The organism is Campylobacter gracilis, from assembly GCF_001190745.1.
GTDB lineage: Bacteria > Campylobacterota > Campylobacteria > Campylobacterales > Campylobacteraceae > Campylobacter_B > Campylobacter_B gracilis.
In genome coordinates this window covers 2045907-2059869 of sequence record NZ_CP012196.1, presented here as the reverse complement: position 1 = coordinate 2059869, position 13963 = coordinate 2045907, and the positions used below count along the sequence as shown (strand labels likewise).

The following is a 13963-nucleotide window of genomic DNA, read 5'->3' as shown; positions in this document are numbered from 1 at the left end:
GCTTGGCTAAAATTTTATATTACGACGCGAGCGCGGGCGTCAGCGGCGATATGAACTTGGCCGCTCTGGTGGAGCTCGGAGTGGATTTTGACTATCTTTGCGCCGAGCTAGAGAAGTTAAATTTAGCCGGCGAATTTAAGCTAGAGCGCAAGAACGTGCTAAAAAACGGCATCGCCGCGACAAAAATCGACGTCGTGCCGCTAAAATCGCAGCCTCACGCCAGAAGCTACGCGGGTATCAGGCAAATTTTAGAAAGTTCAAATTTAAGCCGGAGCTGCAAGCAAAGAGCGGGCGCGATATTTCGCACGATCGCGCAGGCCGAAGCCAAAGTTCACGGCACAGAGGTAGAGCGGGTGCATTTTCACGAAATCGGCGCGATAGATAGCATCGCCGACGTCGCTGGCGCGGCGATCTGCATCGAATATCTTTTTGAAAAACTCGGCGTCTCGCGCGTCGTAAGCTCCAAAATCGAGCTCGGTGGCGGCGTAGCGCTCTGCGATCACGGCGCACTTAGCGTGCCTGCGCCAGCCGTTTGCGAAATTTTAAAAGGCGTGCCCGTAAGCCTCGGACGCGCAAATTTTGAGATGACTACGCCCACGGGTGCGGCGATTTTAAAGGCCTGTGCGGACGAGTTTACAGACGGCGCGAGCTTTAGGATCGAAAAGATCGGCTACGGCGCGGGCGACAAAGATGCCGCGGGCTTTGCAAACGTGCTTCGCGCGATGATCTGCGAGTCGCATTTAAGCGACGAAAGCGGCGAGTCAAATTTAAGCACGCAGGCTGGATGCAGCACAGTTTGCAAGCAAATTCTGATCTCCACAAACATCGACGATATGGACGCCGAGAGCTTTGCGCTTGCGTGCGAAATTTTGCGAGAAAATGGCGCGCTGGACGTGTTTAGCCGCTCTATTTTTATGAAAAAGGGGCGCATGGGTTTTGAGCTAAACGCGCTGTGCAGCAAGCAGGACGCGCAAAATTTAAAGGATCTGATATTTACCCACACCACCGCGATCGGCGTTCGCGAGGTAGAGATTGCTAAAATCGAGCTAAAGCGCGAGTTTGCACGGGTGCAGACGAAATTCGGCGAGATAGGACTTAAGATTTCTGGCAGCGGCCAAACGCAAAAAGCAAAGCCCGAATTTGACGAGTGCAAGGCCGCGGCGCTCGCGCACGACACGACGATAGAGCGTGTGCGAAAAGAGGCGCTAAAAATCTATGACGAAACTAGAAAAACTAAAGGCTGATCTGCGCGGGCTGGGCGAGCTAGCAGTCGCATTTAGCGGCGGTGTGGACAGCTCTCTGCTACTGCGCGCGGCGCACGATGCGCTGGGTGCGCGAGCGATCGGCATAACGATAAGATCGCCCTACATGTCCTCGCGCGAGATCGCCGAAGCCGTGGAATTTGCTAGCATCTACGGCATCAGACACGAAATTTTAGAACTCAGCGTTGCGGAGAGGATCAAAGACAATCCCGAAAACCGCTGCTATCTGTGCAAAAAAGCCGTGTTTTCGAGGCTGATCGAGCGCGCCCGCGAGCTTGGCTTTAGCCACGTCGCAGACGGCACGAACCGAGACGATCTGGGTGAACACCGCCCCGGGCTCAAAGCGAAAGAGGAGCTAGGCGTGCTCTCGCCGCTAATAAATTTAACCAAATCAGAAATCCGCGAGCTATCGCGCGAGCTGGGCTTGCCCACCGCCGAAAAGCCCGGCTATGCGTGCTTGCTAACGCGCCTGCCGCACGGGCGCAAGATCGATGAGAGCGAGCTAAATTTGATCGAAGCGGCGGAAAATCTGCTCATCGCAAGCGGCTACACAAACGTCCGAGCGCGGTGCGACCGCAAAAATATAAAGCTGCAAATGCCCTTTTCTAGCATGCAAAGCTTTCTAAACGACGCGAAATTTAAAAGCATCGTTAGGCAGCTCGTCTCACTCGGCGCTGCTGATGTGACGCTCGATCTAAAGGGGCTTAGAGAGGATGTTTTGTATGAGAGAGGATGAAATTTTAGAGCTTTTTGCTGGGATAAAAAGCGGCCGCGTGAGTGAGCAAGAGGCGCTAAAATACCTGAAAAACTACCCCTACGAGGACGTGGGCTGCGCAAAGATCGACACCCAGCGCGCCCTGCGAAACGGCGCGGGCGAGGTGATCTACGGCGAGGGCAAGACTGATGATGAAATTTTACGTATCGCTGGTGCGATCGGCGCGAGAGGGCAAAATATCCTGATAACGCGCACGAACGAGCGGGTTTTTGGGCTGGTGCGCGAGACGCTGCCGCAGGCGGAGTTTAACGCTCGCGGCCGCGTGATCAGCGTCAAATTTAAAGAGCCCGCGCTCACGCAAAGCTACATCGCGATAGTCTCTGCCGGCACCGCCGACGGCGCGGTAGTGGAGGAGGCATACGAGACGGCGAGATTTTTAGGCAACGACGTGCGTAAATTTAGCGACGCGGGCGTGGCGGGGCTGCACAGACTGATCGCAAATTTAGAGCAAATACGCGGCGCAAAGGTCGTGATCGCGGTAGCCGGCATGGAGGGCGCGCTAGCTAGCGTACTGGCGGGCCTCGTGAGCGTGCCCGTGATCGCGGTGCCCACCAGCGTGGGATACGGAGCGAGCTTTGGCGGGCTGGCGGCGCTACTAGCGATGCTAAACAGCTGCGCAAACGGCGTGAGCGTTGTAAATATCGACAACGGTTTCGGCGCTGCATATAACGCGAGCCTGATAAATCATCTCTAAATTTACGCCCGCGCGGGTCAAATTTAACGGCTAAATTTAAAAGGAAAGCGTTGCGAGAGGAAAATTTAAGAGAACAAAAACCAAACGAGCCGAAGGACGCAGTAAGGCACGAGCAAAAGCCGCAAACTAGGCAAAGCGCGAGGACGAGGCTAGCGTTCTTAGCCGCGGCGGTTTTGATTTTGGCGGCTGAAATTTACATCGCGATCTGCGTAAAAGGCGGTTTTTTGCGCCACTACGCGGGCGACATTTTGGCCGTCATCTTGCTTTACGCTTTGGCGCGGGCTGCATTTGCCGCGCCGCCGTCAAATTTAGCGCTTAAAATTTTCGCGTTTGCGGCGGCTTTGGAGCTTGCGCAGTATTTTGGTGCGGTGCAAATTTTAGGCATAGAAAATAAAATTTTAAAAGTAATGATCGGCGGGACGTTTGATTTTGCCGACCTGCTCTGCTACGCTGCGGGCTGCGTCCTAGCGGGCGTGTATGAAAAATTTGAAAAAAGGAGAAGCAATGGATAAAGAAAAAGCCGTGCAAAAAATGACAGAGGTCATGGCGAAATTCGTCGGCTACACGGGCAAGGTGTTGCCTGACGACGTGACGGCGAAGCTAAGCGAGCTCGCCGAGCGCGAGACGCAGCCGCTAGCGAGAGAAATCTACAAAACGATGTTTGAAAACCAGCGCCTAGCTAAGCAGCTAGACCGTCCATCCTGTCAGGATACGGGCGTGATCCAGTTTTTCGTGCGCTGCGGAGCGAACTTCCCGCTCATCGGCGAGCTTGAGGAGCTGCTGCGAGAGGCGGTACTGCGAGCGACGCGCGAGGCTCCGCTGCGTCACAACAGCGTCGAGACATTTGACGAGTACAACACCGGCAAAAACGTCGGCAAGGGCACGCCGAGCGTATTTTGGGAGATCGTGCCGCAAAGCAGCGAGTGCGAGATACACACCTATATGGCGGGCGGCGGCTGTAGCCTACCCGGCAAGGCGACCGTGCTGATGCCTGGCATGGGCTACGAGGGGGTTGTGAAATTCGTTATGGACATAATGACCAGCTACGGCATAAACGCCTGTCCGCCGCTGCTAGTGGGCGTAGGCGTGGGCACCTCGATCGACGTGGCATCCTTGCTATCTAAAAAAGCATTGATGAGACCGCTAGGCTCGCGCAATCCAAACGACCGAGCCGCGCTAACCGAAAAACTGCTCGAAGAGGGCATCAATAAAATCGGCCTAGGCCCGCAAGGCATGAGCGGCACAAGCTCGGTCATGGGCGTGCATATCGAAAACTGCGCTCGCCACCCAAGCGTCATCGCCGTTGCAGTAAACGTAGGCTGCTGGTCGCACCGCAAAGGCCATATCGTCTGGGATGCGGAGCTAAATTTCGACGTAAAATCGCACAAGGAGTTCGCGCTATGAGTAAGAAAATTTTAACCACGCCGATCAAGGCCGAGGATCTGGCCGACATCAAAATCGGCGACGTCATATACCTCAGCGGACACATCGTCACCTGCCGTGACGTGCCGCACAGACGCGTCGTGCAGGAAGGTCGCGAGCTGCCGCTAGATATCAGAGGCGGCGCTATCCTGCACGCGGGACCGATCATCAGAAAAACGGGTGATAAAAGCTTTGAGATGGTCTCGGTCGGGCCGACGACTAGCATGCGTATGGAGAAATTCGAGCGCGAATTTATCGCTAAAACGGGTGTGCGCCTGATAGTGGGCAAAGGCGGCATGGGCGAGGGCACGATGAGCGGCTGCAAGGAGTTTGGCGCGATACACTGCGTATTTCCCGCGGGCTGCGCGGTGGTCGCCGCGACGCAGGTCGAACAGATCGAGAGTGCTGACTGGACGGAGCTTGGGATGCCCGAGACGCTGTGGAAGTGCCGCGTGAAGGAGTTTGGCCCGCTCATCGTCTCGATCGACGCGCACGGAAACAATCTTTTCGAGCAAAACAAGGTCAAATTTAACGAGAAAAAGGACGCGGCGCTAGCTGAAATTTTACCGCAGGTCGGGTTTATAAAATAAAATTTAAACAGTATAAATTTACCACACTGCCAAATTTTATAAAATATTTAGGTTTAATAATAGGTCAAAGCTAAACCGTCGGCTAGATTTAACCGACGGTTTATATGAATTTAAAATATCGAAAATATAAATGACAAAATGAATAACACCAATAGTCCAAATAGCATATTTGGGCGTTGGAATTTATTCGCCGCTTTTAATTCCGATCCCGGAATTACCGGAATTACGGTTGCTAGCGCTGCGACGGGACCTCCCGTGAGATAGTATTGCATCATAGCGCTACCGCCTGCAGCCATAACGGCTAACGATAAAGGCGTCGCTGTACCTAGCGAAAGAGCGGCTTGCAAAAATGGTATGGTTATGGCTACTGACGCAGCATTACTCTGGGTTACAAAACCCGCTAACGCCGATACTATTAGCATACTTTGTATAGGTGCATGAGTTAGCATCGGAGTAAAAATTTGACCGATAAGATCAGCCAATCCGATTTGCTTTATAACACCGCTCATAAATAAAAAGCCTATCGTAGCCACAAGTGGAGTAGCTATCTTGCCGACGCCTTCTAGCATATTTTTCTCGCCTTCTTGAAAATTTAAAACGGAAAGTAAAATCGTAATAATCGCACTTGCAATACCTACTACAAAGACTGGAAATCCCGCAATAAAGCCGATGAAAAGCACAATAAAAGGCAAAAACGCTTTCCAAACTGGAGCTTCGTCAGCCTTTGCTTCAAATTCTTTTGAAATGCGCTCGATATCCTCTTTGCTAAGCGTTGTGCCGCTTCGCATTCTTTTTAATCTAAAAAAAGCGCAGGCAAAAACACAAAGTCCGACGAACGTACCTATAACGTTAATTAGTCCGAATCCGATATTTGATACCGCTACGACGGCTACTTGCGTAGGATGAGTAAAACCGCCGTAGTTGCCTAAAATACCGGCATGTCCGTGAATACCAGCGGATTTATTAGGATCTACTCCAAGCTTCACGGATGCCGTACCGGTTATGACTGCAGTAATAGCCGGTTGCGTAAAACCGGTAAGCATACCTATTACCGCAGCCGCTATACCGCCGGCAGTCGCTACACCTACGCCGCCACCCAGCCTATTTCCTAGTCTTACAATACTTCGAATAATTACGTCCATGAAGCCACTTGCTTGCATAACGCCGATAAACATTAAAATTCCTGTCATATCGGCAATAACCGGATTTAAACCTCCGATAATAAGAGAGGCCAAAGATACGACATTTTTTGGCCCTGTTACCGGAAATCCTGCTACTAGCGCGCTAATTGCCGAACCGACTATAGCCGTAGTATATAACGGCGTCTTACCGCTTATCATTAAGATAAGCGTAAAAATCATGACGCATTGAGCTGCGACTAACATTGTTAACTCCTTTTTAAAAATTTCGTTGAGCATTATAACATTTTTTTAAAAAATTATATATAATATTTAGTATTTTGTATTGAAAAATTTTAAAATATGGTATAATTTCCCAAACTAAAAAAGCGAAGGAGCAAAAAATGTCAAAGCCAAAAATTGCAGTCGGCGCATTGGGCGGTACGATTTGTATGAGCGCGAACGGTGGACAAGGCGGAGTTAAACCTAGCTTTAGTGCAGAACAGTTAGTAGGTGCAGTACCTGCTTTGAGGGAGATGGTGCAAATAGAGGCCAAAACCTTACTGGCTCTTCCTAGCGGTAGTTTAAAGGTACAAGATCTCGTAGAAGTTTATAAATGGGCGAAAGAGCAGATTGCTAAAGGAGCAGTAGGCGTAGTCATTACGCAAGGAACCGATACGCTAGAAGAAAGCGCGTTCTTTTTAAATTTAGTTTGGGATGAGCATGCTCCGTTGGTTATTACCGGCGCTATGCGAAATGCCGATTCTATTAGCTCGGATGGTGCCGGCAATATATATGCTAGCGTGTTAACCGCTATTAGTCCGCAAAGTAGAGATCGGGGTGTGCTGGTAGTACTAAACGATACGATTCATAGTGCACTATGGGTTCATAAGAGCAATACCTTTTCTCTGCAAACTTTTGTATCGATAAATGCCGGTATTCAGGGGCTTGTGATAGAGAATGGAGTAAAATTTATAACTCCTGCCGTATCGCGTCAAATTTATCCTTTGCCTGACGTCAAATTTCCTAAAGTAGAGATTATACAAAGCTATTTAGGTTGTGAGGGTGAAATGATTGAGCTCGCCTTACGTGCTAATTATAGTGGTATCATAATTAGTGGCGTAGGTGCCGGACACGTATCATATGATATGGTGGATAAACTAAGAGGTGCTCAAATTCCGGTCGTCGTCGCTTCTCGCACCGGTAGTGGGATTTGTGCTACTAAGACATACGGTTATAAGGGCTCGGAGATGGATTTACAAAGTATCGGTTGTATAATGTCTGGCTGGTTATCGCCGATTAAAGCGAGGCTTTTGTTGATGCTTTTGTTGGCAAACAACATGAATTTGGAACAGATAAAAAAAGAATTTGGAAATTTCTAAGGCATCGATCTGGATTGTTTTTATATTATTTTTGTATAATACTCCTAAAAAACGGAGAATAAATGATACATCTCAATTCGGATCGTCCTATCACCACAACAGAATTTATAGTCCATAGTCTTAGTCAAGATATTTTAAACGGAAATATAAAATCCGGCTCCAAGCTAAAACAAAATGAAATTTCAAAGAGATTTAACGTTAGTGCTACGCCGGTAAGGGAAGCGCTAAAAATTCTGACGGCAAAAGGGTTAATCAGTTTCGATCCATTTAAAGGCGCAATTGTAAAGGGGCTTTGCTACAAGGAAGCAAAAGAAATTTATGAACTCAGAATTTTATTGGAAAGCAAACTTATAACGGATGCGTTTGAAAAATATGATACTGAGTATCTACAAAAAGCAATTAATATCCAAGAGCAGATCGAAACTTGCACAGATTTAAACGAATGGGCTTTGTTAAATGCCAATTTTCATCGATGCTTTTGGCAGAGCGAAAGCGGCAGCAGGACGTTTAATATCGTCGAAACCCTTATAATGGCGGCAATCCCATATGTTTCACTGTCTTTGTTTTATAAAAAAACTCATATAAAATCCTCAAATGAGGAGCACAAGGCGATAATAGAAGCGTATCAGAAAAAAGACTTAAAAAAATTAGTTCATCTCAACACAGCACATACTAATAAGACGAAAAATATTTTAGAAGATGCGATAAAAAATAGCCTTTAAGTATTTTTTTACAAAGTGTAGCATTCGCGTCGCAACAAACTTGTTAAATTCTTATCGAGATTAAATTTATGCCCATTTTTACATCAACTAAAACATTTCCCGATCAAATAGCTTCTAAAATTGCTTTTTAAAATCACATAAATTATATCAAGGGAGAATTGATAAAAAATCTTAAGGTTTTATCGATCGCGACGATACCGACGCTAAATTTAAGCACTTCGGATATTGCGCTTGACGGCAAAGACGTGTCGTTGCAAGAAATGCATATTATAAACGGTGTAATTAAGCGCGAGATTAAATTTTATCTGCAAATTTAGCTGGTTGCGAGGGATAAATTTTTAAAAATTTAGACCCATAAAGCTGTTATTTTCTAAAACGCAAGCTTTAAAAATGGTACTTCCGAGCTTGTTAAAATTCTTTCGCAAATTTAGCCTACGCGCTATTTGTCTGCGCGAATTTCGCGCTTACGTAGAGGTAGCTTGCAAGCCCTAGCGCACCTAGTATAGCGCCCGCCTCGCCTATGTGCTCAAGCCCGAATCTCGTTGCGATTTGATGTCCCAAAAGCGCTCCGCCGCCGATACCTACGTTATAGATCGCCGAGTAGATCGATATCGCGACGTCGGTAGCGTCGGGAGCCAGCGCCAAAACCCTAATCTGCAAACAAAGCCCAAAGCCAAAAATTCCCACTCCCCAGACGAAAGCCGCGAGCAGTAGCGCTACGTCATTTGCGACAAAAACTTTTAGCGTCAGCACCGAGGCTAGGATAAAAAGGATCGAACAGATCAAAAATGCGTTTGGAAAAGGGCGGTAAAGCTTCGAAAAAAGCACGCTTGCGGCGATTCCCGAAGCGCCGAATGCAAGCAAAACGTAGGTTACGAAGTGACCCCCTGCGGGATTAAATTTCGCCACGAATGGCTCGACGTAGCTGTAGGTCGTAAAATGCGCGCCTACGATCAAAAACGTCAGCAGATACAAAGCAAGCAACATCGGGCGCCTTGCAAGCATCGGCAAGCTCGCAAGAGAGCCCGCGCGCCTGCTTGGCAAAAACGGTAAAATTTTCCAAAGAAACAGCGCCTCCGCCGCCGCAAGCGCGCCGATTGCAAAAAACGTAATCCTCCAGCCGAAAAGCTCGCCGACCACGCGTCCCAAAGGAAGCCCCAAAACCATGGCTAGCGATGTCCCAAGAGCCAGCATGCCGATAGCCTGCGAGCCTTTATTTATCGGCGCTAGGCGCACGACGAGCGATGAAGTGATCGACCAAAAGATCGCATGCGAAATCGCGATGCCAAGTCGTGCGATTACCAAAACGACGAAATTCCACGCAATGGCGGCCAGGACGTGGCTTAGCGTAAATAGCACGAAAAGCCGCAAAAGTAGCCTCTTGCGCTCGAGCTTCGAGGTTAGCAGCATCAGCGGCAGCGAAAGGATACTCACCGCCCACGCGTAGATCGTGATGATTAGACCCGTGCTCGTAACGTCCATGCTAAAATCCGCCGCGATATCGCTTAGCAGCGCCACAGGGATAAATTCCGTCGTGTTAAAAATAAAGGCGGCAAACGCCAGCGCGATAACTCTCGTGTAAGCGATTTTATGGACGTTCATCGGTTTTCTCTTTCTGGCTTTTAAAATTAGACTTTAAATTTAGCGCATTTAGCGGTTTTTAGCTTTTCGAGTTCTGCTTGGAATTTTAAAATTTTAAAATTCCGCGCCGTATATACGTGCCGCGCTAGATTCTAAACGGAGGATTATAGCTAAATTTATCCTCCGCGCAGCTTGCGGAAATAGAATTTACGCTCAAAACGCAAAGTCGCGTGTGGTAAAATTCACGTAGCGATCGATCGATGAAAATTTAAAATGAAATTTGCGCTGCGCTTGGCAGGAGGCAGTAAAATTTCTTATATTTGGCAGAATGCACTGAAATTTTATGTACCGCGATGTTACAAGCCATAAATAAAATTTCGCTACGTCGAGTTTGGATGTGTATAGCAGTTGAGGCTTTGTAGTGGCTAAATTTTATTATCCAGTCTTGTTGCGATATGAGGTCTTTTTATCTTGTGGCAAGTGCATTTTTAAATTTCTTAATTTTCGCGCATTCCCGTCATTTGATATTTGGGTCAGAATTTCAAGCCAGACGGCTAAATTTGCATTTAATCTCTGCCCACTGTTTGCGATCTGCGCTTAAAGTACGCAAAATTTTATTTTCAAAGCGGCGAAAGACCCCGTTTCAAATCGTCCGCAATGCTCGTCTAAAACTGCCAGCAGATCGCGCTTGTAGCCCGCCTACTGTGATAAAGCTTTAGAATTTTATTCGGTTTGCGAAGCATTTAAATTTTTAAGCAATAAATATGTAAAATTAGTGAAATTTGATAATTCCAAAGGAACTAAAAATGGCAAAAGTTATGAAAACGATGGACGGAAACGAGGCGGCGGCTTACGTCTCATACGCCTTTACCGAGGTCGCGGGCATCTATCCGATCACGCCTAGCTCGCCTATGGCGGATTACACCGATATTTGGGCTTCGCAGGGCAAGAAAAACCTCTTCGGCATGCCCGTTAAGGTAGTCGAGATGCAAAGCGAAGGCGGCGCGGCGGGCACCGTGCACGGCTCACTCCAAGCGGGCGCGCTTACGACGACGTACACCGCATCGCAGGGGCTTTTGCTAAAAATCCCAAATATGTACAAGATCGCAGGCCAGATGCTTCCGGGCGTCATTCACGTCGCGGCGCGCGCGCTTGCGGCGCAGGCTCTTTCAATTTTCGGCGATCATCAAGACGTCTACGCCTGTCGCCAAAGCGGCTTTGCGATGCTTGCAAGCGACAGCGTGCAGGAGGTGATGGATCTGGGCGGTATCGCGCATCTTGCGGCGATTAAGGGGCGAGTGCCGTTTTTGCACTTTTTTGACGGATTTCGCACGAGCCATGAAATTCAAAAGATCGAAGTGATGGACTATGCCGAGTTTGATCGCTTGCTCGATCGCGAGGCCGTGCGTAAATTTAGAGAGAACGCGCTAAATTCCGAACATCCTAAAACTCGCGGCACGGCGCAAAACGACGACGTATATTTTCAGACGCGCGAGCTAACGAATAAATTTTACGACGCGCTTCCGGACATTGTCGCGGAGTATATGAGCGAAATTTCAAAGATCACGGGGCGGTCGTACGCGCCTTTCGTTTATTACGGCGCAAGCGAGCCGCAGCGCGTGATCGTCGCGATGGGCTCGGTCAATCAAGCCCTTGAAGAGGTGGTCGATCATCTAAACGCGAAGGGCGAGAAGGTAGGCGTGCTAAAAGTACACCTCTACAGGCCTTTTAGCCTCAAATATCTCTTCGCTGCGATGCCTAAAAGCGTTAAAAAGATCGCCGTGCTCGACCGCACGAAGGAGCCGGGCAGCCTCGGCGAGCCGCTGTATCTGGACATAAAAGCCGCATTTTACGGGCGCGAGGACGCTCCGCTCATCGTGGGCGGTAGGTATGGGCTAAGCTCTAAAGACGTTGATCCAGCGCAGCTAATCGCCGTGTATGAAAATTTAAAGGCGGACGAGCCTAGAAACGGCTTTACGATCGGCATCGACGACGACGTGACACATCTATCTCTACCCGTGGGAGATAAAATTTCGCTCGGCTACGAGGATGAGACCGAGTGCTTATTTTACGGCCTGGGTGCGGACGGCACCGTAGGCGCGAATAAAAATTCCGTCAAAATCATCGGCGATAAAACCGAGCTTTATGCGCAGGCGTATTTCGCCTACGACAGCAAAAAATCGGGCGGCTACACGCGCTCGCACCTACGTTTCGGCAAGAGACCGATCCGCTCGACCTATCTCGTCTCAAATCCGCATTTCGTCGCTTGCTCGGTCGCTGCGTATCTGGATATCTACGACGTCATCGGGGGCATCCGCGAGGGAGGGACCTTTCTTTTAAATTCCATCTGGGATGCCGAACAGACGGCGGCAAAGCTTCCGAACAAGGTCAAAAAAATTCTAGCTGTCAGACGGGTAAAATTTTACATCCTAAATGCCACCAAGCTAGCACGCGAGATAGGGCTCGGAGGCCGTACGAACACGATCATGCAATCGGCGTTTTTCAAGCTTAGCGGCATCATTCCGTTCGAGCAGGCGCAGAGCTATATGAAGGAATACGCCAAGAAAACCTACGCCAAAAAGGGCGAAGCGGTCGTGGCGATGAACTGCGACGCGATAGATAGGGGAGCGGACGCCTTGGTGCAGGTAGCGATCGATCCCGCGTGGGCAAATTTAAAAGATGACGCAGCGGGTGCGGATGACAAATACAAGGGCGACGAATTTATAGAAAAGATCGTAAAACCGATGAACGCGGCGCGCGGAGATAGCTTGCCGGTCTCGGCGTTTTTAGGGCACGAGGACGGCGGGTTTGACGCGGGCACGACGCGATTTGAAAAACGCGGCGTGGGCGTTGTGGTGCCTAAATGGATCGAGCAAAACTGCATCCAGTGCAACCAGTGCGCCTTCGTCTGCCCGCACGCCGTAATCAGGGCATTTTTACTAGACGAAAAGGACGAGGCTGCCGCGCCTTTAAATTTAAAAGATCACCTGCTAGAAGCCAAGGGCAAGGAGCTGAAGGGGCTAAAATATAAGATCCAAGTAAGCCCGCTAGATTGCACGGGCTGCGCGCTTTGCGCCGAAAACTGCCCGAGTAAAGAAAAATCGCTCGTCATGGTGCCGCTTGAAGAAGAACTCGCGAAGGGCGAGCAAGAAAGCGCAGACTTTTTATTCGAGCACGTAAGATACAAAGACGATTTGATGGACAGATCAAGCGTCAAGGGCGTGGGATTTGCGCGTCCGTTTTTTGAATTTCACGGCGCATGTCCGGGATGCGGCGAGACGCCGTATATCACGCTGATCACGCGACTTTTCGGCGATCATATGATCGTAGCCAACGCCACGGGCTGTAGCTCGATCTACGGCGGATCGGCGCCTTCGATGCCGTACCGCAAGGATGAGAACGGCCGCGGCGTCGCGTGGGCGAACTCGCTTTTTGAGGACAACGCCGAGTTCGGGCTGGGAATGAAGATCGCAAGCGAGACTCTGCGCCATAAGATCGAGGATCTAATGCTGGGTTCGCTCTCAAGCGTGCCAAACGCGCTAAAGGCGCTTTATCACGACTGGATCGAAAACAGAAACGATACGCTAAAATCCGCTCAGATTAGAGATAGGCTCGTGCCGCTACTGGAGCAAAATTTGGATGCGCCCGGGGTTCGTGAAATTTTAGAGCTGAAGCAGTATCTAAACAAAAAATCTCAGTGGATTATCGGCGGCGACGGCTGGGCTTACGACATCGGCTACGGCGGGCTCGATCACGTGCTGGCTACCGGCGAGGACGTAAACGTGCTGGTGCTGGATACTGAGGTTTACTCAAACACGGGCGGGCAGAGCTCTAAAGCTAGCCGCCGCGGCTCTATAGCGCAGTTTACTGCAGGCGGCAAGCGCGTTCAGAAAAAAGACCTCGGCCAGATCGCGATGACCTACGGCAACATCTTCGTCGCGCAGGTAAATTCCAACGCAAACCAAGCCGCGACGCTAAAAGCGATCATGGCGGCGGAGGCCTACCCGGGACCTAGTCTCATCATCGCGTATTCGCCGTGTATCGCGCACGGTATCAAAGGCGGCATGGGCAGCTCCGGCGATCAAGCCGAGCTTGCGAGCAAATGCGGCTATTGGCCGACCTACACTTTCGATCCGCGACTCGCGGCGGAGGGCAAAAATCCGCTTAAAATTTCATCCAAAGAGCCGGATTGGAGCCTTTATGAGGAATTTTTGCTAAACGAAGTGCGCTACAACGCGCTTAAAAAGATCGATCCGGAGCACGCGAGCAAGCTTTATGAGGCAAACAAAGCCGACGCGATGAGGCGCTACCGCCAGCTAAAACGGCTTGCGAATGCCGATTTCGGCGATGAGGTTGCCTCTACGGACGCTGCGAGCGAGAATGCTTAAGCGTTGTAGTTAGTTTTTAGAATTCTGGG

Annotated in this window: 12 protein-coding genes; 10 read left to right on the top strand and 2 right to left on the bottom strand. The window is 49.6% G+C overall.

What is annotated here, in order from left to right; translation table 11 throughout:
* Window positions 1-2 precede the first annotated feature (2 nt).
* From larC to ttdB, 6 genes are read left to right on the top strand one after another with little or no spacing between them, the layout of a single operon-like run.
* Window positions 3-1244: a nickel pincer cofactor biosynthesis protein LarC gene (larC, locus tag CGRAC_RS10225; RefSeq protein ID WP_005870829.1), complete on the top strand. Its 1242-nt coding sequence runs from the start codon at window positions 3-5 to the stop codon at window positions 1242-1244.
* Window positions 1216-1998, top strand: coding sequence for an ATP-dependent sacrificial sulfur transferase LarE (gene larE / locus CGRAC_RS10220; RefSeq protein WP_005870828.1), 783 nt, complete (start codon window positions 1216-1218; stop codon window positions 1996-1998). Before larC ends, larE begins: the two co-directional genes overlap by 29 nt.
* Window positions 1985-2731 carry a nickel pincer cofactor biosynthesis protein LarB gene (gene larB / locus CGRAC_RS10215; protein WP_005870827.1) on the top strand — a complete coding sequence of 249 codons (747 nt, stop codon included), beginning with the start codon at window positions 1985-1987 and terminating at the stop codon, window positions 2729-2731. The genes larE and larB overlap by 14 nt, the downstream gene beginning before the upstream one ends.
* Window positions 2732-2781: 50 nt before the next feature.
* Window positions 2782-3243, top strand: a complete 462-nt coding sequence (locus CGRAC_RS10210) for a DUF2809 domain-containing protein (RefSeq protein WP_050346353.1) — start codon at window positions 2782-2784, stop codon at window positions 3241-3243.
* A complete protein-coding gene (ttdA, locus tag CGRAC_RS10205; RefSeq protein ID WP_005870824.1) occupies window positions 3236-4135 on the top strand; it encodes a L(+)-tartrate dehydratase subunit alpha in 900 nt (299 codons plus the stop codon). The genes CGRAC_RS10210 and ttdA overlap by 8 nt, the downstream gene beginning before the upstream one ends.
* Window positions 4132-4743, top strand: a complete 612-nt coding sequence (gene ttdB, locus CGRAC_RS10200) for a L(+)-tartrate dehydratase subunit beta (protein WP_005870823.1) — start codon at window positions 4132-4134, stop codon at window positions 4741-4743. Before ttdA ends, ttdB begins: the two co-directional genes overlap by 4 nt.
* A 110-nt stretch (window positions 4744-4853) precedes the next feature.
* On the opposite strand, the gene CGRAC_RS10195 is transcribed toward ttdB, so the two are convergent.
* Window positions 4854-6128, bottom strand: coding sequence for a transporter permease (locus CGRAC_RS10195; RefSeq protein ID WP_005870822.1), 1275 nt, complete (start codon window positions 6126-6128; stop codon window positions 4854-4856).
* Between the two features lie 137 nt (window positions 6129-6265).
* Here CGRAC_RS10195 and CGRAC_RS10190 point away from each other — a divergent pair, with 137 nt between their 5' ends.
* The 3 genes from CGRAC_RS10190 (at window position 6266) to CGRAC_RS12090 (ending at window position 8282) form a co-directional block, all read left to right on the top strand.
* Complete coding sequence (locus tag CGRAC_RS10190) at window positions 6266-7243, top strand: asparaginase (protein WP_005870821.1); 978 nt, start codon at window positions 6266-6268, stop codon at window positions 7241-7243.
* Window positions 7244-7305: 62 nt separating this feature from the next.
* Window positions 7306-7965 carry a GntR family transcriptional regulator gene (locus CGRAC_RS10185; RefSeq protein ID WP_005870820.1) on the top strand — a complete coding sequence of 220 codons (660 nt, stop codon included), beginning with the start codon at window positions 7306-7308 and terminating at the stop codon, window positions 7963-7965.
* A 158-nt stretch (window positions 7966-8123) separates the two neighbouring features.
* On the top strand, window positions 8124-8282 hold the full coding sequence (locus CGRAC_RS12090; protein WP_005870819.1) for a hypothetical protein: 159 nt from the start codon (window positions 8124-8126) through the stop codon (window positions 8280-8282).
* Between the two features lie 115 nt (window positions 8283-8397).
* Here the strand turns inward: CGRAC_RS12090 and CGRAC_RS10180 are convergent, their stop codons facing one another.
* Window positions 8398-9567 (bottom strand): sugar transporter, encoded by a 1170-nt coding sequence (locus CGRAC_RS10180; protein ID WP_005870817.1) that lies wholly within the window; start codon window positions 9565-9567, stop codon window positions 8398-8400.
* A 785-nt stretch (window positions 9568-10352) separates the two neighbouring features.
* Here CGRAC_RS10180 and nifJ point away from each other — a divergent pair.
* Entirely contained in the window at window positions 10353-13934 is a 3582-nt protein-coding gene (nifJ, locus tag CGRAC_RS10175; protein WP_005870812.1) for a pyruvate:ferredoxin (flavodoxin) oxidoreductase, read from the top strand.
* Window positions 13935-13963: the final 29 nt, after the last annotated feature.

Excerpts from the sequence above, each read along its gene's own strand:
- larE (WP_005870828.1), top strand. The coding sequence starts at position 1,216 with ATGACGAAACTAGAAAAACTAAAGGCTGATCTGCGCGGGCTGGGCGAG.
- larB (WP_005870827.1), top strand. The coding sequence starts at position 1,985 with ATGAGAGAGGATGAAATTTTAGAGCTTTTTGCTGGGATAAAAAGCGGC.
- ttdA (WP_005870824.1), top strand. The coding sequence starts at position 3,236 with ATGGATAAAGAAAAAGCCGTGCAAAAAATGACAGAGGTCATGGCGAAA.
- ttdB (WP_005870823.1), top strand. The coding sequence starts at position 4,132 with ATGAGTAAGAAAATTTTAACCACGCCGATCAAGGCCGAGGATCTGGCC.
- CGRAC_RS10195 (WP_005870822.1), bottom strand. The coding sequence starts at position 6,128 with ATGTTAGTCGCAGCTCAATGCGTCATGATTTTTACGCTTATCTTAATG.
- CGRAC_RS10190 (WP_005870821.1), top strand. The coding sequence starts at position 6,266 with ATGTCAAAGCCAAAAATTGCAGTCGGCGCATTGGGCGGTACGATTTGT.
- CGRAC_RS10185 (WP_005870820.1), top strand. The coding sequence starts at position 7,306 with ATGATACATCTCAATTCGGATCGTCCTATCACCACAACAGAATTTATA.
- CGRAC_RS10180 (WP_005870817.1), bottom strand. The coding sequence starts at position 9,567 with ATGAACGTCCATAAAATCGCTTACACGAGAGTTATCGCGCTGGCGTTT.
- nifJ (WP_005870812.1), top strand. The coding sequence starts at position 10,353 with ATGGCAAAAGTTATGAAAACGATGGACGGAAACGAGGCGGCGGCTTAC.